At 71.3% G+C, this 20,073-nt stretch carries 15 protein-coding genes; 7 read left to right on the top strand and 8 right to left on the bottom strand.

Annotated elements, in window-relative coordinates; translation table 11 throughout:
- The first annotated feature begins 25 nt into the window (after positions 1–25).
- Positions 26–2,269, top strand: a complete 2,244-nt coding sequence (locus tag NUV38_RS00630) for an aldehyde dehydrogenase family protein (protein ID WP_257727281.1) — start codon at positions 26–28, stop codon at positions 2,267–2,269.
- 46 nt (positions 2,270–2,315) lie between these two features.
- Here NUV38_RS00630 and NUV38_RS00625 read toward each other — a convergent pair whose 3' ends face one another.
- Entirely contained in the window at positions 2,316–2,936 is a 621-nt protein-coding gene (locus tag NUV38_RS00625) for a trimeric intracellular cation channel family protein (RefSeq protein WP_257727280.1), read from the bottom strand.
- Positions 2,937–3,068: 132 nt separating this feature from the next.
- Here NUV38_RS00625 and sepH point away from each other — a divergent pair, with 132 nt between their 5' ends.
- On the top strand, positions 3,069–4,064 hold the full coding sequence (gene sepH, locus NUV38_RS00620; protein WP_257727279.1) for a septation protein SepH: 996 nt from the start codon (positions 3,069–3,071) through the stop codon (positions 4,062–4,064).
- A gap of 22 nt (positions 4,065–4,086) precedes the next feature.
- Here the strand turns inward: sepH and NUV38_RS00615 are convergent, their stop codons facing one another.
- The 4 genes from NUV38_RS00615 to NUV38_RS00600 are packed head-to-tail and all read right to left on the bottom strand — an operon-like array spanning position 4,087 to position 9,158.
- A complete protein-coding gene (locus NUV38_RS00615; protein WP_257727278.1) occupies positions 4,087–4,740 on the bottom strand; it encodes a thymidine kinase in 654 nt (217 codons plus the stop codon).
- 37 nt (positions 4,741–4,777) lie between these two features.
- Positions 4,778–5,887: an alkaline phosphatase family protein gene (locus NUV38_RS00610; RefSeq protein WP_257727277.1), complete on the bottom strand. Its 1,110-nt coding sequence runs from the start codon at positions 5,885–5,887 to the stop codon at positions 4,778–4,780.
- Entirely contained in the window at positions 5,884–6,456 is a 573-nt protein-coding gene (locus NUV38_RS00605) for a DUF5998 family protein (RefSeq protein WP_257727276.1), read from the bottom strand. Before NUV38_RS00605 ends, NUV38_RS00610 begins: the two co-directional genes overlap by 4 nt.
- A complete protein-coding gene (locus NUV38_RS00600) occupies positions 6,456–9,158 on the bottom strand; it encodes a bifunctional GNAT family N-acetyltransferase/acetate--CoA ligase family protein (RefSeq protein ID WP_257727275.1) in 2,703 nt (900 codons plus the stop codon). Before NUV38_RS00600 ends, NUV38_RS00605 begins: the two co-directional genes overlap by 1 nt.
- A 151-nt stretch (positions 9,159–9,309) precedes the next feature.
- Between NUV38_RS00600 and NUV38_RS00595 the strand changes: the two genes are divergently transcribed.
- Genes NUV38_RS00595 through NUV38_RS00580 form a run of 4 tightly spaced genes read left to right on the top strand, consistent with a single transcriptional unit; the run spans position 9,310 to position 14,862 of the window.
- Positions 9,310–11,775: a DNA topoisomerase (ATP-hydrolyzing) subunit A gene (locus tag NUV38_RS00595; RefSeq protein ID WP_257727274.1), complete on the top strand. Its 2,466-nt coding sequence runs from the start codon at positions 9,310–9,312 to the stop codon at positions 11,773–11,775.
- 4 nt (positions 11,776–11,779) lie between these two features.
- Entirely contained in the window at positions 11,780–12,523 is a 744-nt protein-coding gene (locus tag NUV38_RS00590; protein WP_257727273.1) for an LppX_LprAFG lipoprotein, read from the top strand.
- A 3-nt stretch (positions 12,524–12,526) separates the two neighbouring features.
- Positions 12,527–14,371 carry an MFS transporter gene (locus NUV38_RS00585; RefSeq protein WP_308219627.1) on the top strand — a complete coding sequence of 615 codons (1,845 nt, stop codon included), beginning with the start codon at positions 12,527–12,529 and terminating at the stop codon, positions 14,369–14,371.
- Positions 14,368–14,862, top strand: coding sequence for a carbonic anhydrase (locus NUV38_RS00580; protein WP_257727272.1), 495 nt, complete (start codon positions 14,368–14,370; stop codon positions 14,860–14,862). Before NUV38_RS00585 ends, NUV38_RS00580 begins: the two co-directional genes overlap by 4 nt.
- 7 nt (positions 14,863–14,869) lie before the next feature.
- Here the strand turns inward: NUV38_RS00580 and NUV38_RS00575 are convergent, their stop codons facing one another.
- Positions 14,870–15,817: a DUF1707 domain-containing protein gene (locus NUV38_RS00575; RefSeq protein WP_257727271.1), complete on the bottom strand. Its 948-nt coding sequence runs from the start codon at positions 15,815–15,817 to the stop codon at positions 14,870–14,872.
- 28 nt (positions 15,818–15,845) lie between these two features.
- Entirely contained in the window at positions 15,846–17,900 is a 2,055-nt protein-coding gene (locus tag NUV38_RS00570) for a DNA topoisomerase IV subunit B (RefSeq protein ID WP_308219626.1), read from the bottom strand.
- A 267-nt stretch (positions 17,901–18,167) separates the two neighbouring features.
- On the opposite strand from NUV38_RS00570, the gene NUV38_RS00565 reads away from it, so the two are divergent.
- Positions 18,168–18,398: a hypothetical protein gene (locus NUV38_RS00565; protein WP_374625586.1), complete on the top strand. Its 231-nt coding sequence runs from the start codon at positions 18,168–18,170 to the stop codon at positions 18,396–18,398.
- Between the two features lie 69 nt (positions 18,399–18,467).
- Here the strand turns inward: NUV38_RS00565 and NUV38_RS00560 are convergent, their stop codons facing one another.
- Complete coding sequence (locus NUV38_RS00560) at positions 18,468–19,997, bottom strand: phospholipase D family protein (protein WP_257727270.1); 1,530 nt, start codon at positions 19,995–19,997, stop codon at positions 18,468–18,470.
- Positions 19,998–20,073: the final 76 nt, after the last annotated feature.

Here is a 20,073-nt window from a genome sequence, read left to right as displayed (position 1 = left end):
CCCACTGCTGCTCTACACGCCCGTGGTGCACCCCGACGAGTTCGACGTCGCGATCTCCTACCTGGTCCGCAGGCTCGAGGAGAACGCCAGCTCGGAGAACTTCATGTCGGCCGCGTTCGACCTGGCCGACGACCCCGCGGCGTTCGACCGCGAGGCGGGTCGCTTCCTCGCCTCGGTGAAGGCACTCGACGAGACCGTGCCGCCCCCGCACCGGGTCCAGGACCGCCGCACCGACGCCACCGACCACCACGTGCACGCACACACCGACGGCTTCTCCAACACCCCCGACACCGACCCGTCCACGGCAGGGAACCGGGTGTGGGGCCGTCAGGCGTTGTCCCGGTCGACGTACACCCAGCTCGGCATCTCCACGATCGAGTCGAGCCGCGTCCACGGCCCGGCCTCCCTCGAGACCCTCGTGCGGGACGCGCGGACCGCCGCGACCGCCTGGTCCGCCCGTGGGGCCGAGGTCCGGGCATGGATCCTGCACCAGGCCGCCGGGGCGCTCGAGACCCGGCGGGGCGACCTCGTCGCCGTCATGGCGGCCGAGACCGGCAAGACGATCGCCGAGGCCGACGTCGAGGTCAGCGAGGCCATCGACTTCGCGCACTACTACGCCGAGGCGGCCCGTCGCCTCGAGGTCGTCGACGGTGCCGCGTTCCACCCGGTCGGCCTGACGGTCGTCACCCCGCCGTGGAACTTCCCCGTCGCGATCCCGTGCGGCTCGGTGCTGTCGGCCCTCGCCGCCGGGAGTGCCGTGGTGATCAAGCCCGCACCGCAGAGCCCCCGATGCGCCGCCGTCATGGTGGAGGCGCTGTGGCAGGGCGGTGTGCCGCGCGACGTGCTGCGCTACGTGAGCATGGACGAGGGCGAGCTGAGCAAGTCCCTCGTGTCGCACCCCGCGGTCGACCGGTTGATCCTCACCGGCTCCTGGGAGACGGCGGCCCTGTTCCGCTCGTGGCGGCCCGACCTGCCGCTGCTGGCCGAGACGAGCGGGAAGAACGCCCTCGTCGTCACCCCCAGCGCCGACCTCGACCTGGCCGTCGGCGACCTCGTGAAGAGCGCCTTCGGGCACGCCGGGCAGAAGTGCTCGGCGGCGAGCCTCGGCATCCTGGTCGGCTCCGTCGCCACCTCCGAACGCTTCCGTCGCCAGCTCGTCGACGCCGTGACCTCGCTCAAGGTCGGGTGGCCCGACGATCCCGACGTCTCGGTCGGCCCGGTCGTCGAGGCTCCCTCGGGCAAGCTGCTCGACGCGTTGACGGTCCTCGACGACGGCGAGGAGTGGATCGTCCAGCCGCGTCGCCTCGACACCACCGGTCGTCTCTGGTCACCCGGGGTGAAGGTCGGCGTGGCCCCGGGGAGCACCTACCACCGCACCGAGTACTTCGGGCCCGTCCTCGGGCTCATGCACGCCGCCGACCTCGACGAGGCGATCGCCTGGCAGAACGCCACCGACTTCGGGCTCACGGCCGGCATCCACTCGCTCGACCCCGACGAGGTCAACCGCTGGATCGACACCGTGGAGGCGGGCAACCTCTACGTGAACCGCGGGATCACCGGCGCGATCGTGCAGCGTCAGCCGTTCGGCGGCTGGAAGCGGTCGAGCGTCGGCGCCTCGAGCAAGGCGGGCGGACCCAACTACCTGACCCACCTGGGCACCTGGACCCGCCGACCGCTGCGCCACGTCCCCGACGACGTCGAGCTCTCGGCCCCGGTGGCCTCGGCGCTCGCGTCGGTGACGCCGCACCTGCTGCAGGACGACGCCGCGCAGCTGGCCGCGGCCGCCCGCTCCGACGAGCTGGCCTGGCAGCGCGAGTTCGGCCGGGAGAAGGACGTCAGCGGACTCGGGGTGGAGCGGAACGTCTTCCGCTACCGACCGACCGAGGTCCACGTGCGCGGTGACGGCGACCTCCTCACCACGGCCCGGGTCGTCCTCGCCGGGCTCCGTGCCGGCAGCCCGGTGACGGTGTCCACGCCCGTGGCGCTGCCCGACGGCCTCGCTCCCGGACAGGTCGTCGAGGACGACGCCGACTGGCTGGACCGCATGGCGCGGGACCGCCCCGGGCGGGTGCGCCTGCTGGCTCCACTCGCACGCGAGCTCGCCTCGGCCGTCGAGGGCGATCCGGACGTCGCCGTCCACGCGGGCGAGGTCACCTGGTCCGGTCGGGTCGAGCTGCTGCCGTTCCTGCGCGAGCAGTCGGTCACGATCACGACGCACCGCTTCGGCAACCACGACCCCGCGTTCGACCGCGTGATGCCGCGCCACTGACCCCGGCTGCCCGTCACCCAGGCGAGCGACGGTGCGCGGGCCGGTGTCAGCCGCGCGCGAGCCCCGGGGGCAGGGGTGCTCGCCATCCCCGCCAGAGGGCGAGCAGCCGCCACACGACGCACAGGGCACCGGCCGACACGTACGCCCACCACCCGAGGTCGGCGCGATGGGCCAGCACGGCCACCAACGCGCCGGTGAAGGCTGGAGTGGCGTAGAGCTCCTCGCGGAAGATCACGGGCACCCGTCCGGCGAGCACGTCGCGCAGGATGCCCCCTCCGATGGCCGTGACCATCCCCAGCAGCGCGGCAGGAAGCACGCCGAGACCGGCCTCGGCCGCCTTCACGCCGCCCGCGACGCAGAACAGCGCCGCCCCCACGGCGTCGAGCACGGCGATCTGCGACTCCCGGCGTCCGAACACCGGGTGGAAGGCGAAGACCACCACGGACGCCACCACGGGCACGACGAGGTAGCGCCAGTCCAGGAGGGCCGCCGGCGGGACGTCGCCGATGAGGACGTCCCGGAGCACGCCGCCACCGAGCCCGGTGACCAGACCCAGGACCGACGCGCCGAACACGTCGAGCTCCTTGCGCACCGCCACGATGGCTCCGGTGCAGGCGAACACGGCGATGCCCAGCAGGTCGAGCGTCACGATCCACACGTCGGGCACGGATCGACCCTAGGACACGCCGCGAGGGGTCGGCAGCCCCGTCCTCGACCCCGTCGTCGGACCACGCGTGTCGCCGCGGTTTGGCAGGGACCGGAGCCTAGGATGACGGAGCAACCAGTGGGAGGACGCTCGATGCGCGAACTCGGCCCCGATCGGCTCAGCGACGACGGACGTTTCCTTGTCCTGCGCGAAGCCGGCCGTCCCGAGCTGTTCCGCGTCCCGATCGATCGACGGCTCGCCGCGCTCGTCGACGCCTCCCCCCGTGCCCGCGGCCGCGCACACGGCCAGATGGAGATCACGATGGAAAGCACGCTCAGCCCCCGCGACATCCAGGCCAGGATCCGGCGCGGTGAGAGTCCCGACCAGGTCGCCGAGTCGGCCGGCGTGCCGACCGAGCAGATCGAGGGCTTCGCCACCCCCGTGCTCGCCGAGCGTGCCTACGTGGCCGAGCAGGCGCGCTCCACCACCATCCGCCGTCGGCACGCGACCGGACCGGGCGTCCTGCTCGGGTCCGCGGTCGACGAGAGCGTGGCCGGCGAAGGCGGCGTCCCCGAGGACGTCAGCTGGGACGCCTGGCGTCGCGAGGACGGTCGTTGGACCGTCCAGGTCCTGGCGCCCAGCGCACTCGAGCCCGCCACCTTCTGCTACGACGCCAAGAGCCGGTACGTCGTCCCGGACGACGAGACCGCTCGCCGGCTCGTGGGCGACGTCGCTCCGCCGGAGGCCTCCGACATGGCCATCGCCGACGCCCTGCGCCCCGACGAGGACCGTCCTGAGCCGTCCGCGGACGAGGCCCGCTCCGCGGAGCCCGCCGAGCCGAGCGGCGAGGCAGCTCGCCACGAGGTCGACGCCGAGCTCCATGCACCGGTGCACTCCCTCAAGGAGGCCCGCGACCGGCGCGCGATGGAGCAGCTGTCGCTCACCGAGGACGTCACCCCCCAGGAGCAGCACCCCTCCGAGGGCGCCGACCAGGAGCCCGCCGAGGCGCACCAGCAGGTCGACGAGGACCTCGACGACGACGAGGGCCACGTGGCCGTCCCCGACACCGTCGCACCGCGCAAGAAGCGCCCCGAGCGTCGCCGGGTGCCCAGCTGGGACGAGATCATGTTCGGCGGACGGAACGACTGAGGCCCGATGCCGGCCACCCCACCTAGGGGAACGGGAGCACGTCGGGCGACAAGGCTGCGGCCTTCGCCGAGGCCGCCGTCATGCGCCGTCGGTGGTGGCGACGGCAGAGGACCTCGTACCCCACCGACGGACGCGGGCGCTGAGGGTCCTCGACGTCGCCGACCACGATCACCTCACCCTCGGTGACCATCTCCCCGTCCTCGGTCCGCGCGTTGTGCGTGGCGCGCTCGCCGCACCAGCAGAGCGCCTCGACCTGGAGCGGGAGCATGCGATCGGCCAGCTCCACGAGCCGGGCCGACCCGTCGAACATCCGCGTGCGGAAGTCCGTCAGGATGCCGAAGCAGAACACGTCGATGTCGAGCTCGTCGGCGATCTTGGCCAGCTGCTCGACCTGGTCGCGCGTGTAGAACTGGGCCTCGTCGCAGACGAGGTAGTCGATGCGCCCGCCCTGGGTCAGCTCGGTCACGACGTGCTCCCAGAAGTGCAGGGAGTCGTCGACCTCCGTCGCCGGGACCGCCAGGCCGAGCCGGCTCGAGAGCGTCGCCTGGCCGGCGCGGTCGTGGGACGTGAAGACCCGACCCACGCGTCCGCGGGCCCGGTGGTTGTGGTCGAGCTGGAGGGCGAGAGTGCTCTTCCCGCAGTCCATCGTCCCGGAGTAGAAGATCAGCTCGGCCACGGGACCATCCTGCCAGCGCCGGTGGCCGCCACGGCGCTCAGGTCGCGAGGAGCACGGGGACGCGCAGCTCGGCCTCGCTGACCGATCCGTGGAAGCCCTTCATGCGCATCTCGAGCGGGAAGTCGTCGGTGCTGAAGACGGCGAAGTCGCCGAGGGCGGCGACCACCACGTCGCCGATCCGTCCCGCGACGGCGGGGTCGATGGGACCGAACCAGTCGTCGAGCTCGTCGCGGGTGCGCACGTCCGCGCGCTCCCCGCAGAAGTCCCGCCACCGGGCCGCGACGGCCTCACGGTCGTGGCGGGCGGTGTACAGGTGCCGGAAGCGGGCCTCGCCCGCCAGCAGGTCCACGCCCTCGAGGAGCGCGGGCGTCGTGCTGACGTCGAAACGCCCCTCCGCAGGGAGGTCGACCATGCCGTGGTCCGCGGTCACGAGGAGCACCGTGTCGGGCGGGAGCAGGTCGCGCAGCTGGGCCGTCTCACGGTCGACGGTCACGAGGACGTCGCGCCACTCCTGGGACGTGCAGCCGTGCGCGTGGCCGGCGTGGTCGAGCCGGGACTCGTAGGCGTAGACCACCGAGCTCGCGGCGTCCTCGACGACCTCGGCCACCACGTCGAGCCGTTCCCAGATGGAGCCGACCCCGTGGAAGGGTGCACCTCGCTGGCTGCACAGCGTCAGGCCTGTGCCCTCGAAGCGCGCCTCGTTCACGCTCCCGGCATTGACACCCGCCTCGTGGAGCCGCTGCAGGACGGTGGGGTGGCGCTGCCACTGCAGCGCGTCGACGTCCTGGTCCCAGGCGAGGGCGTTGAGGCGTCGTCCGGTCTCCGGCACGCGTGAGGTGTACCCGACGACCCCGTGCACCCCGGCGCGAAGACCCGTGCCGAGCGAGGTGAGGCTCGTGACGGTCGTGGACGGGACGCCGCACACCACGTCCGGGACGGACGGCAGCGACGACAGGAAGGGTGCGAGGTGGGCGTGCTCCCGCAGGAGCTCCTCCCCCATGCCGTCGACCAGCAGCACGACGTAGCGCGCAGCGGCCGGGAGCCCCAGGGTGTCGACCAGGCCGGCGCGTCCGCCGCCGGCGACTGCTCCGGCAGACGTGAGGACCTCGTGCAGTCCGCGCCGACCCCGCGGACCGGGCGCGGTCACGCTGAGCCGGTCGTGGCGGCGGAGAGCTGACGGGCGAACACCAGGAGTCGCTCGACGGCCACGCCGCCGTCGGCCGCCGCGCTCAGGCGCAACGAGAAGTCGTCGCCGGTCAGGTTGCCGGTATACCCGTGGTCGGCCTCGCAGTCCGGGTCGCTGCACTGGGCGGGCTCGAGGTCCAGGTGCGACACGGCCCCCCACCCGATGGTGACCACGGCCTCCTCGAGCGTGCCGGAGGTGGCGACCATGCGGGTCACGACTACCGACCTGATCCGGTGGATCGACACGGCCTCGCTCGTGGTGGACGTGTAGGGCCGCGGCAGGAGGTCGTCGGGCGGGTGCTCGTCGGTGTGCACGAGCACGACCCGCGACGGCGTCATCACGAGCACCGTCATGTGCCGACGGATCTCGTCGCGCTCGAACGTCGGTTCGTGGTGGACCACGTGCGCGAGGACGTCCTCACCCGCCAGGGCGTCGCGCAGGCCTGCCGTCACGATCTCGGGGTAGTAGCCGCTGCGCTCGATCTCCTGGAAGACGTCGGCGGCAGGCCCGACGGGGCGCTCACGTCTCATCACGCCAGCGTATCCCTGACCGGACTGCTCAGACGCCGCACGTACCGCTCCTCGCGGCGGCCCGTGGCCGGCACCACCTTCGCGCGGGCGCTCAGCGCCGTCAGCCCGGTCCCGTGCACCAGCACGGGCTCCAGGTCGAGCTCGGCGATCTCGGGCAGGTCGTCCTTCAGCGCCGCCAGACGCAGGATGGTGTCCTGGATCGCCGGCGTGTCGACCGGGTCGGACCCGCGGTAGCCGTACAGGAGCGGCGCCGAGCGCAGGTCGCGGATCATCGACTCCGCGTCGGCGTCGGTCAGGGGCGGGATGCCGTAGGCCCGGTCGCCCAGGAGCTCGCTCGAGGCGCCGGCGAGGCCGAAGGAGACCAGCGGCCCGAACAGGGCGTCCTCGGTGACCGTGAACGACAGCGGGATGCCGTCGGGGGCGGAGCGCTGGACGAAGAAGCGGGTGTCGGCGCGCATGCCCGGCCAGGACGTCAGCTGGCCCCACGCCTCCAGCATGTCGGCGCGGTCCTGGATCCCGTGCCAGATGTGCGCGAGGTCGGGGCGGGCGCGCAGGTGCTCGCTGCCGGCCTTGAGCACGACGTCCCAGCCCAGCTGCTCCGCCGCGGCGACGGCCTCCTCCGGGTCGTGGACGTTGATCCAGGTCCACAGGTCGATCCCGTAGCAGGCCAGGAGTGCGTGCACCTGCTCCGTCGAGAGGATCGCGCCGCGCGGGGCGTGGGCCAGCACGTCACGCACGAGGGCGCGGGCGTCGCCGGTGCGGAAGTCGTCGTGGGCGCGGAACTCCCCGTGGTCGCGAGCCGCCCACTCCGCATAGGTGACCACGCGGGCGAGGGCGCGCACGGCCGACTCCGGTGCCGGGTACGACGGGACCGAGCCGCGGCCCGCGGAGCCACCCTGCACGTCGGGCACGCGGAGGAGCTCCGGGATGCCCTCGGTGCCGAGGAAGGTCGACACGATCGGCTTGTCGGACTGCTCGCCGATCGAGGCCAGCACGTTCGCGACCTCCTCGCCGGAGGTGTTGAGCGGCGGGATGTAGACGACCATCAGGGCGTCGATGTCGTCGGACGCCAGCGCGTTCTCGATGGCCACCTCGAAGTCGTCGGCGCCCGCGTCGGCGCCCAGGGGCACCGAGTCCGCGACCTGCAGACCGGTCGCCGTCGCGGCGTCGGCCACGAGCAGCCCCATGGCGTCGGAGTTGCCCACCACGCAGATCCGGTTGCCGCGCGGCAGTGGCTGGTGGGCCACGAGCTGGGCGACGTCGAACATCTCCTCCAGCGTGTCGACCTGGACCACCCCGGCCTGACGGAACATCGCGTCGACCGCGGCCTGCGGCGCCGTGCTGCGCTTGACCGCGTGCCCCACGGGCACGCCCTGGGTGGAACGGCCCGACTTCACCGCCACGACGGGCTTGGACTCCGAGACCCGACGTGCGATCCGCGAGAACTTGCGCGGGTTGCCGATGGACTCGAGGTAGAGGAGGACGACCTCGGTGTCGTCGTCCTCCTGCCAGTACTGGAGCAGGTCGTTGCCGGAGACGTCGGCGCGGTTGCCCGCCGAGACGAAGGTCGAGAGGCCGAGACCACGTCGCGACACCGACTCCAGGATCGCCGTCCCGAGGGCGCCGGACTGGCAGAAGAACCCGACGCGCCCCTGGGGCGGCATGGCCGTGGACAGCGAGGCGTTCAGCTGCACCCCGGGGGCGGTGTTGATCACACCGAGGCAGTTGGGACCGACGAGCCGCAGGCCGTAGGTGCGGGAGAGGTCGAGCAGCGTCCGCTGCCGCTGACGTCCCTCGGCACCCTCCTCGGCGAACCCGGCCGAGATCACCACCAGCCCGTGCACACCCTTCGCCGCGCAGTCGCGCACGACGTCGTTCACCGAGTCGGCCGGGACGGCCACGATGACCAGGTCGACCTCGTGCGGGATGTCCTTGACGCTCTTGAAGGCGGGTAGCCCCGAGACCGCCTCGGCCTGGCTGTTCACGGCGTAGACGCTGCCCTGGTAGTCGCCGAGGACGAGGTTGCGCACCACGGTCTGGCCGATCGAGCGCTGGCGGCGGCTGGCGCCCACGACGGCGATGCTGCGGGCCGCGAAGATCCGCTCGATCGACGCGGCCTCGGCGCGCTGCTCGCGCGAGCGCATGACTCCCACGGCCGACTCGGTCGGATCGATCCGGAACGACAGCTGCTGGACGCCGTCCTCGACGACGCCCTCGACGGAGTAGCCCATCTCGCGGAAGACCTGGAGCATGCGGTTGTTGCTCGGCAGCACGTCCGCGGTGAACTTGGTGAGGCCGCGCTCGCGGCCCGCCTGGGCGAGGTGCTCGAGCAGGAGCTGACCCACGCCACGGCCCTGGTGGGCGTCCTCCACGAGGAAGGCCACCTCGGCCACGTCGTCGCTGACCGCGTCGTAGCGGCCGACGCCGATGATCGTGTCGTGCAGGGTCAGCACGAAGGCGACCCGACGGTCGAGGTCGACGTTCGTGAAGCGCGCGACGTCGCGATCGGACAGCGTCGGGTACGGGGCGAAGAAGCGGTAGTACTTGGACTCGTCGGAGACGCGCGAGTAGAACGCGACGAACGCCTCGGTGTCCTCGGGGGTGATGGGCCGGAGCTGGGCGACGCGACCGTCCTTGAGCAGCACGTCCGCCTCCCACACCCGGGCACGGTCGGCCGGCGTCGTCGAGGGGTCCTGCGTCACGCGCCCAACCTACCCCGTGCCGGCGCCCGCCTCGGGCACGGAGGAGCCCGGGCGCCCCTCGGGCGGCGTGGCGGCTGGGGCGCACGGCTCCGGACCGGGAGAATCGAGAGGTCGCCCATCGGGTGGCACGTCGTCAGCCAGGAGAGGATGCATGGCCCGCAGCAGCACCCCGAACCCCCCCGAGGAGTTCGACGAGCACATCATCGACACCGACATCACGGACGAGATGAGTGCGAGCTACATCGAGTACGCGTACTCGGTCATCTACTCCCGTGCCATCCCCGACGCTCGCGACGGGCTCAAGCCCGTCCAGCGGCGCACGCTCTTCACGATGGACGACATGGGGCTGCGCAACGACCGCGGCCACGTCAAGAGCGCCCGTGTCGTCGGCGAGGTCATGGGTCGACTGCACCCGCACGGCGACAGCGCCATCTACGACGCGCTCGTCCGGCTCGTCCAGCCGTGGTCCATGCGCCTCCCGCTGGTGGACGGGCACGGCAACTTCGGCTCGCCGGACGACCCGCCCGCGGCCATGCGCTACACCGAGTGCCGCATGGACGAGGCCGCCGAGGCCATGACGGCCTCCATCGACGAGGACACCGTCGACTTCAAGCCCAACTACGACGGTCGCGAGCTGGAGCCGAGCGTGCTGCCGGCGTCGCTGCCGAACCTCCTGGTCAACGGCGCGTCCGGCATCGCCGTCGGCATGGCCACGAACATCGCCCCGCACAACCTCGTCGAGGTCGTGCAGGCGCTGCGGCACCTCATCGAGCACCCGCGGGCCGACCTCGACGACCTCATGCGCTTCATCCCCGGCCCCGACCTGCCGACCGGCGGCAAGATCGTCGGGCTCGACGGTGTCCGCGACGCCTACGCCACGGGGAACGGCTCCTTTCGGATGCGCGCCACCACACGGGTCGAGAACGTGACCCCTCGCCGCAAGGGCATCGTGGTCACCGAGCTGCCCTACAACGTCGGCACCGAGAAGGTCGTCGAGGCCATCAAGAAGCTGGTCCAGGCCAAGAAGCTCCAGGGCATCTCCGACATCAAGAACCTGACCGACCGGCACAAGGGCCTGCAGCTGGTGATCGAGGTCAAGAACGGCATCGTGCCCGAGGTGCTCCTCGAGCAGCTCTACAAGCACACGCCGATGGAGTCGTCGTTCTCGATCAACGCGGTCGCCCTGGTCGACGGCCAGCCCCGCACGCTGGGCCTCAAGGAGATGCTCGAGGTCTTCCTCGCGCACCGGTTCCAGGTGGTCCGTCGGCGCAGCGAGTTCCGGCGCGCCAAGGCCGCCGCCCGGCTGCACCTCGTCGAGGGGCTGTTGGTCGCGATCCTCGACATCGACGAGGTCATCCAGCTGATCCGCAGCAGCGACAACCGCGGTGAGGCACGCAGCCGCCTCATGGGGGTCTTCGACCTGAGCGAGGCCCAGGCCGACTTCATCCTCGACCGCACGCTGGGCAGCCTCACCCGGTTCTCCAGGATCGAGCTCGAGAAGGAGGCCGACGAGCTGCGCGCGGCGATCGAGCGGCTCGAGGAGATCCTCGCCGACGACGCCGTGCTGCGGGCGGTCGTCTCCGACGAGCTCGACGCAGCGGCCCAGCGCTTCGGCACACCGCGACGCACGGTGCTGCTGGAGTCCGCCGGTCAGACCGTCACGGCCGCGGCGCAGCTCGAGGTCGCCGACGATCCGTGCTGGGTGCTGCTGTCGGCCACCGGGCTGCTGGCCCGCACGAGCGACGACGCCCAGCTCGGCGACGTCGGTCGGCGCTCCAAGCACGACGTGGTCGTCTCTGCCGTGGCGGCGACGGCGCGCGGCCAGGTGGGTCTGGTCACCGCCGACGGCACCGTGCACCGACTCGACGTCCTCGACATCCCGACGCTGCCGGCCACCGCGCAGGCCCCGCACCTGCAGGGCGGCCTGCCGCTGCGTGAGCTGCTGGCGGCGTCGGCACCTGCGCTGTGCCTCATGTCGCTGGAGGCCGAGGGTCCCGGACTCGCGCTGGCCACCCGGGCCGGTGTGGTCAAGCGGGTCAAGCCCGAGGTGCTGTCGCGCGACTCCTGGGAGGTCATCGGGCTCGCCGACGGTGACGTCCTGGTGGGCGCTGCCCCGTTGGCCACCGGCGACGAGCAGCTCGTCCTCATCACCTCCGACGCGCAGCTGCTGCGCTTCGAGGCGGGGCTGGTCCGTCCGCAGGGACGGGCTGGCGGCGGTGTGGCAGGCGTCAAGCTGGCGGCAGGTCAGCGGGTGGTGGGCTTCGGCGTGGTGCGCGACGTCGAGTCCGCCCACGTGCTCACGATCTCCGGCTCGGGCGACGCGCTGCCGGGCACGCAGACCGGGGCCGCGAAGGTCAGCCCGCTCTCGGCCTACCCGGCCAAGGGCCGTGCCACCGGCGGTGTGCGCTGCCACCGGCTGCTCAAGGGCGAGGACGGCCTGATCCTCGGTTGGGTCGGCGACGGCACGCCCGTCGCGTGCGCCACGAGCGGCTCGCCCGTGGACCTGCCCGAGGTCGACCCTCGCCGCGACGGCTCGGGGGTCGCGGTGGCGCAGCCCGTGCTCGCCGCCGCCTCGCCCGCAGGTCTGCTCCCCGGACTCCCGACCGTGCGAGACTGAGCGCGTGCGTCCCACCTCTCGTGCCACCCGCTCACGCGTCCTCCTCGTCGTCGCGGCCGCCCTCGCCGGCGCGCTGCTCGTCGGCTGCACCGGAGGCGGTGACGACGCCGAACCCGGCACCGACACCTCCGCCCTCCAGGAGCGGCTCGACACGGCGAAGAAGACGATCGACGAGGCCGAGACGGTCGAGGTCTCGCTCGCGACGTCCTCGGTGCCCGACGGCGTCTCGGGACTGCTCTCGGCCAAGGGCAAGGGCAACCACTCCCCCGCCTTCACCGGTGACGTGAAGGTCTCCACCGGCGGAGCGACCCTGTCGGCCGAGGTGGTCGCGGTGGACGGGACGGTCTACGCCAAGACCGACATCACCCCCGTGTACCTGACGATCGACCCGGCATCCCTGAAGGCGCCGGACCCTGCGGGGCTCATCGACGCCGACACGGGTCTCACCCAGATCCTGGTGCAGACCGACGACCTCGAGGAGGGCAAGAAGTCGCGCGACGGCCAGGACGTCCTGACCTCCATCACGGGCAGACTGCCGGGCTCCGTCGTGTCGCAGATCATCCCTTCGGCTACCAAGGGTGCACGCTTCGACGTCACGTACCGGCTCACGGACGACGACGTGCTGCGCGACGCCACGATGTCCGGCCCGTTCTACGGCGGCAGCACGGACGTCACGTACACGGTGCGTCTGGCCACCTCAGACGAACCGATCGAGATCGAGGCACCGGCCCGCACCGGAGGCAGCTGACCCGTGCGGGACACCGGCAGCTCGGCCGACGAGGCCGACGAGGTCGACGACGCCCGGTCCGAGTCGTCGGGTCCGGTGCTGGCGTCGCGGACGCTGCTCGGGCTCGCCGCGGTGGCGATCGCCTTCGCGGCCGCCGACACGTACGTGGTCGTGCTGGCCCTGCCCGAGATGATGTCGGCCAGCGGGCTCGACGTCGACGAGCTGCAGCGCGCTGCCCCGATCATCTCGGGCTTCCTCCTCGGCTACGTGGGCGTGCTGCCCCTCATCGGGCGCATCTCCGACCTCCGCGGCCGCGTCCCGGTGCTCCTCGGCTCGCTCGTCGTCTTCGCGGTGGGCTCCCTCGTGACCGCCGCTGCCTACGACCTGAACACGATCGTCGCCGGGCGACTGCTGCAGGGCGTCGGAGGCGGTGGACTCATCCCTCCCACGTTGGCACTCGTCGCCGACCTGTGGCCGCCCCGCCGGCGCGGGCTCCCCCTCGGGGTCGTGGGCGCCGTGCAGGAGCTCGGGAGCGTCCTGGGGCCTCTGTACGGAGCGGTCGTGCTGGCCTTCGGCTCGTGGCGCGACATCTTCTGGCTCAACGCAGCCGTCGGCCTGGTTCTCGCCGCCGTCATGCTGCGGCTCCGTGGTGCCGCGGCGGCCGCCCCGTCGGGCGAGCGTGCCGCCTCGGCCCCCAGCGCCCCGTCCGGTCGGCCGGACCTGCCCGGCTTCGGCCTGCTCGCCCTCGCGCTGACCGGCCTCTCGCTCGTCATGCTGCAGCCCGAACGCCTCGTCACCGGCGTCACCGCCGGGCTGGCGTTCCTGCCGGTCACCGGCGACTCCCGCTGGCTGACCCCGCTCGCGCTCGGCACCTACGTCGTCGCCGCCCTGTTCGTGGTGCGCCAGGCCACCGCTCGGCGGCCTCTCGTGCAGTGGCGCAGCTGGGGAGAGATCGCGCGCAGCACCGACCTGGTCGGGGCAGCGCTCCTCGCGGTCGCCCTCGCCGCGGTGATCGTGACCTTCGCCTCCGCCGAGCCGGAGTCCGGGACCCTCTCGCCCCAGGCCCCATGGCTCCTGCCCGTCGCCGCGCTGGCGAGCGTCGGTTTCGTGTACCGGCAGCGCACGGCGACCGAGCCCCTGGTCCCGCGCGGCGCCCTGTCGGCCCGCCCGGCCTGGGGCGCCCTCGTCGTCTCCTTCGTCATCGGGGCCGCGCTCATCGCGGCGCTCGTCGACATCCCCTTCTTCGCCCGGCTCACCGTGTACCGGGACTCCCAGCTCGACGCGGCCCTCGTGCTCGTGCGCTTCCTGGTGGCGCTCCCGGTGGGCGCGGTCCTCGGAGGGTGGCTCCTGCGTCGTGTCCCGGCGTCATGGCTGACCGCGGTGGCCATGCTGGTCAGCGCGGCTGCGTTCTGGCACATGGCCACGTGGGACGCGCAGTCGTTGGCCAGCGAGTGGGAGACACTCTCGCTCGTGGCGGCCGGACTGGGCTTCGGGCTCGCGATCGCACCGGTGAACGCCGTGCTGCTCGAGCACACCGCCGACGCCGTCCACGGCGTGGCGAGCGCCCTGCTCATCGTGGCCCGCATGGTCGGCATGCTCATCGGCGTCTCGGCCCTGACGACCATCGGGCTGCGGGCGTTCTACTCTGCCTCGGCGCGGATCCCCGCGGCGTCGGACCTCTGCACCGGCGAGGTCCAGCTGTGCCAGGCGTACCGCGACGCGGTGCGCGACGCCGGCATCGCGCAGCTGCACGCCGTGTTCCTCGGAGCCGCCGTCTGCGCGGTGGTCGCGGCGGCCCTGTCGCTCTGGCTGCTACGTGAACCTGCTCATACCCGCACGCGCAGCAGCGGTACTACGCTGCCCCTGTGACGGACTTCGACGACCTTCTCGCAGCCAACCGAACCTTCGCCGACTCGTTCGCCCTCACCGGCTTCGACGGCATCGCTCGTGCGGGCGTGGCCATGGTGACGTGCATGGACTCGCGCATCGACCCGCTCGGCATGATCGGCCTCCAGCCCGGTGACGCGAAGATCCTGCGCAACCCCGGCGGCCGGGTGGACGACGACGAGCTCGTGGCCCTCGTGCTGGGCGTGCACCTGCTCCAGGTGAAGCGCGTCCTCGTGGTCGAGCACACCCGGTGCGCGATGGCCTCCTCCACGGAGGAGCAGATCCACGAGCGCGTCTCCAGCAGCACCAGCACCGACTCCACCTGGATGAGCATCGGCCCGATCGACGACCAGGAGCGCCAGCTCCGGGCCGACGTGCACCGCGTGACCTCGCACCCGCTCATCCCGGACTCGATCGACGTCGGCGGGTTCCTCTACGACGTCGACACCGGACTGCTGCAGCAGGTCGTCTGAGCCAGGCTCAGTCCTGGAGCAGCATGCCGTCGGAGTCGTAGGTCCGGCTCTGCACCGCTGCGCCGTCCCCGACGGTGACCTCGAGCAGGGGGTCCTGCCCGATCTGCGGCCTGACCCTGATCATGATCGTGGGGTCGGCATCGGTGTCGACCGCGAACCGGGCGTCGTCGACGGCGCTCTGCACGGCCGACGCGTCGATGCGGGCGAGGTCGGCCACGGGAAGCTCGGGGAGGTCCGCGCGGGTCATGCCCTCCACCCACACGCCCGACGAGTAGGTCCAGTCGGTCGAGGCCGTCGACTCCTCGGTCGTGGCGGTGCCGGTGTCCTCGCCGACGCGGTACGCCGAGACGACCGTGGTCCCGGAGGCGGCTGCGAGGTCGTCCACACGCTCGTCCCACCACTGCTCGACCTGCTCGACCGCGACGCCGTCACTGCTGTCGCCGTCACTGCCACTGACGACGAGGCTCACGACGAGCCCGCCGGCACCCAGCAGGCAGGGAGCCAGGAAGAAGAACGCCACGACGCCGACGATGCAGCCGATCGTCCGGCGGTTGGTGCCGGAGGTGCGCTCGCCCACCTCCGGGGTCCCACCGAACCCGGGAGGCGGCCAGGCACGGCCCGGCGCGTCGCCCGGGCTCGTGGCCGGTGGGTCCGGGACCGGGCTGCTGCCCGCCGACGGGGCAGGCTGCTCGGCCGCCGGCGGCCTCGGGAACGGGGCCCGGGCCGCGTCGCTCGACGGGGCGGGCCGAGGGGGCGGCGGATCTGCCGGACGGTCGGTCAGGTCACGGACCACCATGGCCAGGTCGCCCCGGGTCGCGGCCGCGTCGATCTGCTCCATCCGCAGCGACCGGTCCACGGCCGAGATGCGACCGGCCGCGTAGGCGGCGTCGACGGCGCGTCGAGCGGTGCGCCGGTCCCCGCGTCCGGCTCCCCCGGGATCGCTGATGTCGCTCACGGCGGCATCGTAGCGACGTGGAGCAGGCTCACGCGTCGATGAGGTCGGAGTCGACCTCGTAGGCGCTCTGCACGATGAACTCCTTGCGCGGAGCGACCTCGTTGCCCATCAACAGCTCGAACACGCCGGCAGCGCGCTCGGCGTCGTCGACCGTGAGCCGACGCAGCGTGCGGTGGCGGGGGTCCATCGTGGTCTCGGCCAGCTGGTCGGCGTCCATCTCGCCCAGGCCCTTGTAGCGCTGGATGGGGTCCTTCCAGCGCACGTTGCGGCGCTTGAGGTCGGCCAGGGTGCGCTGCAGCTCGGCGTCGGAGTACGTGTACTGGTACTTCTCCTGCCCCTTCTTGGGGTTGACCAGCTCGATGCGGTGCAGGGGGGGCACGGCCGTGTAGACGCGGCCCTCCTCCACCAGCGGCCGCATGTAGCGGAAGAAGAGCGTGGCCAGCAGGCACCGGATGTGGGCGCCGTCGGAGTCGGCGTCGGCCATGAAGATGATGCGTCCGTACCGCGCCTGGTCCAGGTCGAAGGTGCGGCCCGAGCCGGCGCCGACCACCTGGATGATCGACGAGCACTCCAGGTTCTTGAGCATGTCGCCGACGCTGGCCTTCTGGACGTTCAGGATCTTGCCGCGGATGGGCAGCAGCGCCTGGAACTCCGAATCGCGCGCGGACTTCGCCGTGCCGAGCGCGGAGTCGCCCTCCACGATGAACAGCTCGGTGCGCTCGGCGTCGGCCGCGCGGCAGTCGGCCAGCTTGGCCGGCAGCGCGCTGGACTCCAGGGCGTTCTTGCGACGTTGGTTGTCGCGCTGCTGACGGGCCATGAGCCGGGTGCGCGAGGCGGCGACGACCTTCTCCATGACGAGGCGTGCCTTGGCCTTCTGCGCCGTCTTGGTGGACGTGAGGAACGCCTTGAGCTCGCGCGAGACGACCTGGTTGACGATCTTGGTGACGGCCGGGGTGCCGAGCACCTCCTTCGTCTGGCCCTCGAACTGGGGCTCGGCCAGCCGCACGGTGACCACGGCCGTCATGCCCTCGAGGACGTCGTCCTTGATGACGTCGACGTCGCCGGACTTGAGCAGCCGCGTGGTGCGCAGCGTGTCGTTGAAGGTCTTGGTGAGGCCGCGCTCGAAGCCCTGGACGTGGGTGCCGCCCTTGGGTGTGGCGATGATGTTGACGAAGGACCGGACCTGCGTCTCGTACCCCGTGCCCCAGCGCAGCGCCACGTCGACGCCGAGGTCGCGCTCGACCTCCTGAGGCGTCATGTGGCCCTTGGAGTCCAGCACGGGGACGGTCTCGGTGAAGGCGCCGGAGCCCTGCAGGCGCAGCACCTCGCTCACCGGCTCGTCGGCGGCCAGGAAGTCGCAGTACTCGGTGATGCCGCCGTCGTGCTTGAACGACTCCTCGAGCGGCTCGTCGCCACGCTCGTCGCGGATGACGATCTCGAGTCCCGGCACGAGGAACGACGTCTGCCGTGCACGGGTGACGAGCTCCTCGTAGGAGAACGTCGCGGTCTTGATGAAGATCTGCGGGTCGGCCCAGTACCGCACCCGGGTGCCGGTGACCGTCTTCTTGACCCGGCCGCCCTTGTGCAGGGTGTTGTCGGCCGAGAAGTCCGCGGTCGGTCCGTCGCCGGCGAAGAGGCCCGGCTCACCCCGCCGGAACGACATCGACCACGTGGCACCGGACTTGTCGACCTGCACGTCGAGCCGCGAGGACAGGGCGTTGACCACCGATGCGCCGACGCCGTGCAGGCCGCCGGTGGCGTTGTAGGAACCTCCGCCGAACTTCCCGCCGGCGTGCAGCTTGGTGTACACGACCTCGACCCCGGTCAGCCCTGTCTTGGGCTCGATGTCCACCGGGACGCCACGGCCGTTGTCGCGGACCTCGACGGAGCCGTCGGCGTGGAGCACCACGTCGATGCGGTCGCAGTGACCGTCCAGCGCCTCGTCGACGGAGTTGTCGATGATCTCCCACAGGCAGTGCATGAGTCCGCGGGTGTCGGTGGAACCGATGTACATGCCCGGGCGCTTGCGGACCGCCTCGAGCCCTTCGAGGACGAGCAGGTTGCGTGCGTCGTAGGTCGACAACTCAGGGGCCTCCACCGGGTGGTTTCGCGTCAGGTCGGACGTCGTCGGACGCCATGCGCGCAGGCGATCGCCGACCCTCTGGCCAGCCTAGTCAGAACGTCCCCGGTGACCGGTCTGACACGCGGCGCGCCGACGCACCTCCGCAGGTTTGGCGACGGTCGGCAGTATCTATGTCGTATGTCACCAACTCCGGCGCGGAACAACAGCCCGTGGTTGGATGTTGAGTCAGACGTACCCGCTGAACGACGACGCTGAGGAAGAGAGAACATGATGGCTGCAGTCGCCGAGCTTCCCGGTCTGAACGCGACCGATCGCTGTGACCGTTGCGGTGCGCAGGCGTACGTCCGTGTCGAGCTGGCCGGCGGTGCCGAGCTGCTCTTCTGCGCGCACCACGCCCGTGAGCATGAGGACAAGCTGCGTGAGGTCGCCGTGTCGATCCACGACGAGACCGGTCGACTCGGATCCGAGCCCCCCGTGGCCGCGAATCCCGAGGTCTGACGAGCACGAACGGACGAGAAGGGGCCCCCCCCCCGGCGCGCGGCGGGGGGCGGGGCCCTTCTCGTGGCGTCAGTAGGCCCAGGAACGGGCACCGGAACTACGCCAGATGGCGGTCCAGTGCTCCAGATAGTCCTGGTACAACGCCGGGTCGGTCGTCTCCGTCGTGATCTCGTCGCTGACAATCAGATTGGAACCGGTGAGAGCGGCCGAGCCTGCCTGTACCACGCGGGTGAAGGTACCGGATGACGAGAACGGTTCGCCGTTCGGCGTGATCTCCTCGGTGTTCCACGAGTTCGGCTTGAGCTTGGCCTCCACGAGCATCGTCTTGTCATGCGGCTTGGCATAGGCCGCCGGTACACGGGTCACGGACGTCCGGAGGACGTCGAGGATCGGCTTGCAGATCCGGATGTACTGCTGGCAGTGCGCAGTGCGGTTCACCTTCAGCTCGTCGCGGAACGAGATCGCCTCCACGCTGCATCCGCCCTCCGTGAGCTCGACCAGCTTCTGTGCCACAGCGATGCGGCGGTACTTGAAGCGGTTGTGCTGCAGTCGAATCTTGCACGTGGCGTCGGGAACGACACGTCCGAGCAGGTTGAGCACGGGGTCACGACCGTTCGACGGCGAGGCGGAGATGGGCGTGGGGTAGTAGGTCGTGTTGGACAGCTCGGAGTAGAACATCCCGTTGCGGGCGTACGGCGAGATGTCCTTGCTGTAGCCCTCCTTCTGGGCGTCGGCATAGCCGTAGTTCGTCGCATGCGCCGCGACGTACCTCGGATAGTCGTAGCTGTACTTCTTGCTGATGTTCCGTTCCGCCCACATGTCCTGGAAGAAGCGCTCCATCTGCACGAAGATCTTCTTGTCGTTGTAGGTGGTCCACCCGTTGTTGAACGTGTACTCGCCACTTGGGCCGCCCAGGTTCGCCGAGCCCGACCACACCGCCCCCCGCGCCGGCTTCTTGTCGGCGTCGTAGGTGTCCTTCACCATCAACACCTTGGAGTGCATGATGGCGCCGTTGAGCGGCGAGAGGCACGCGAGACTCTTGCCCTTCTGGCAGATGTGGAAGTGGCCGTGCTTGAGGCTCTCGAGCTTCTTCTGCAACGCTCGAGACTCCTTTGACTGCGAGGCCTTGCCGTGGATCATGTAGACGTCCACGCCCTTCTGCGCGGCCCTGACGAGTTCGCGTCCGACCCGCTTGGAGTTCTCCATCCGCGAGACCGAGATGTAGATCTTGTTCGCCGAGATGGTCGAGGACGGTCGCGGCTTGCCCGTGTTGGGGTCCTCGTACGAGCCGCGGATCAACCGCTCGAGGTCGTTGAGCAGGGTGAAGTCAGAAGCCTTCATGTACGAGCCGTTGGGACGAGAGAAGTTCGCCTCCAACTTCACCTCGTAAGGCGGTCCGTAGGGCCGCGGTGCATCGGCGGCCGACGATTGGGACTCAGCAGCCTGCGCTGCCGCTCGCGCATCGTCTTCCGCCTCCTGCGTCGTCTCGTCCGGCACGGCTTCGGTGCCGGCGCTCGGCGTCGGCTCGGGGGTCTCCTCCGCGGACGTCGGCGAGATGCTCAGGGCGCCGACGACGACGACAGTCGCGGTCAACGTCACCCCGAGACGTCGTGCCAACGTGCTCGATCGGTAGCTTCTAGGCACCGCTGTGTCTCCCCGAGATCGACGTGTGGGT

Origin of the sequence: Aeromicrobium sp. 50.2.37 (assembly GCF_024655735.1) — a bacterium.
Taxonomy (GTDB): Bacteria; Actinomycetota; Actinomycetes; order Propionibacteriales; family Nocardioidaceae; genus Aeromicrobium.
The sequence above is the reverse complement of the archived record's forward strand: the minus strand, read 5'-3'. Positions and strand labels throughout refer to the sequence as shown.

Coding starts and splice junctions, on each gene's coding strand:
- NUV38_RS00595 (WP_257727274.1), top strand. CDS start 9,310: ATGGCCCGCAGCAGCACCCCGAACCCCCCCGAGGAGTTCGACGAGCAC.
- sepH (WP_257727279.1), top strand. CDS start 3,069: ATGCGCGAACTCGGCCCCGATCGGCTCAGCGACGACGGACGTTTCCTT.
- NUV38_RS00565 (WP_374625586.1), top strand. CDS start 18,168: ATGATGGCTGCAGTCGCCGAGCTTCCCGGTCTGAACGCGACCGATCGC.
- NUV38_RS00605 (WP_257727276.1), bottom strand. CDS start 6,456: ATGAGACGTGAGCGCCCCGTCGGGCCTGCCGCCGACGTCTTCCAGGAG.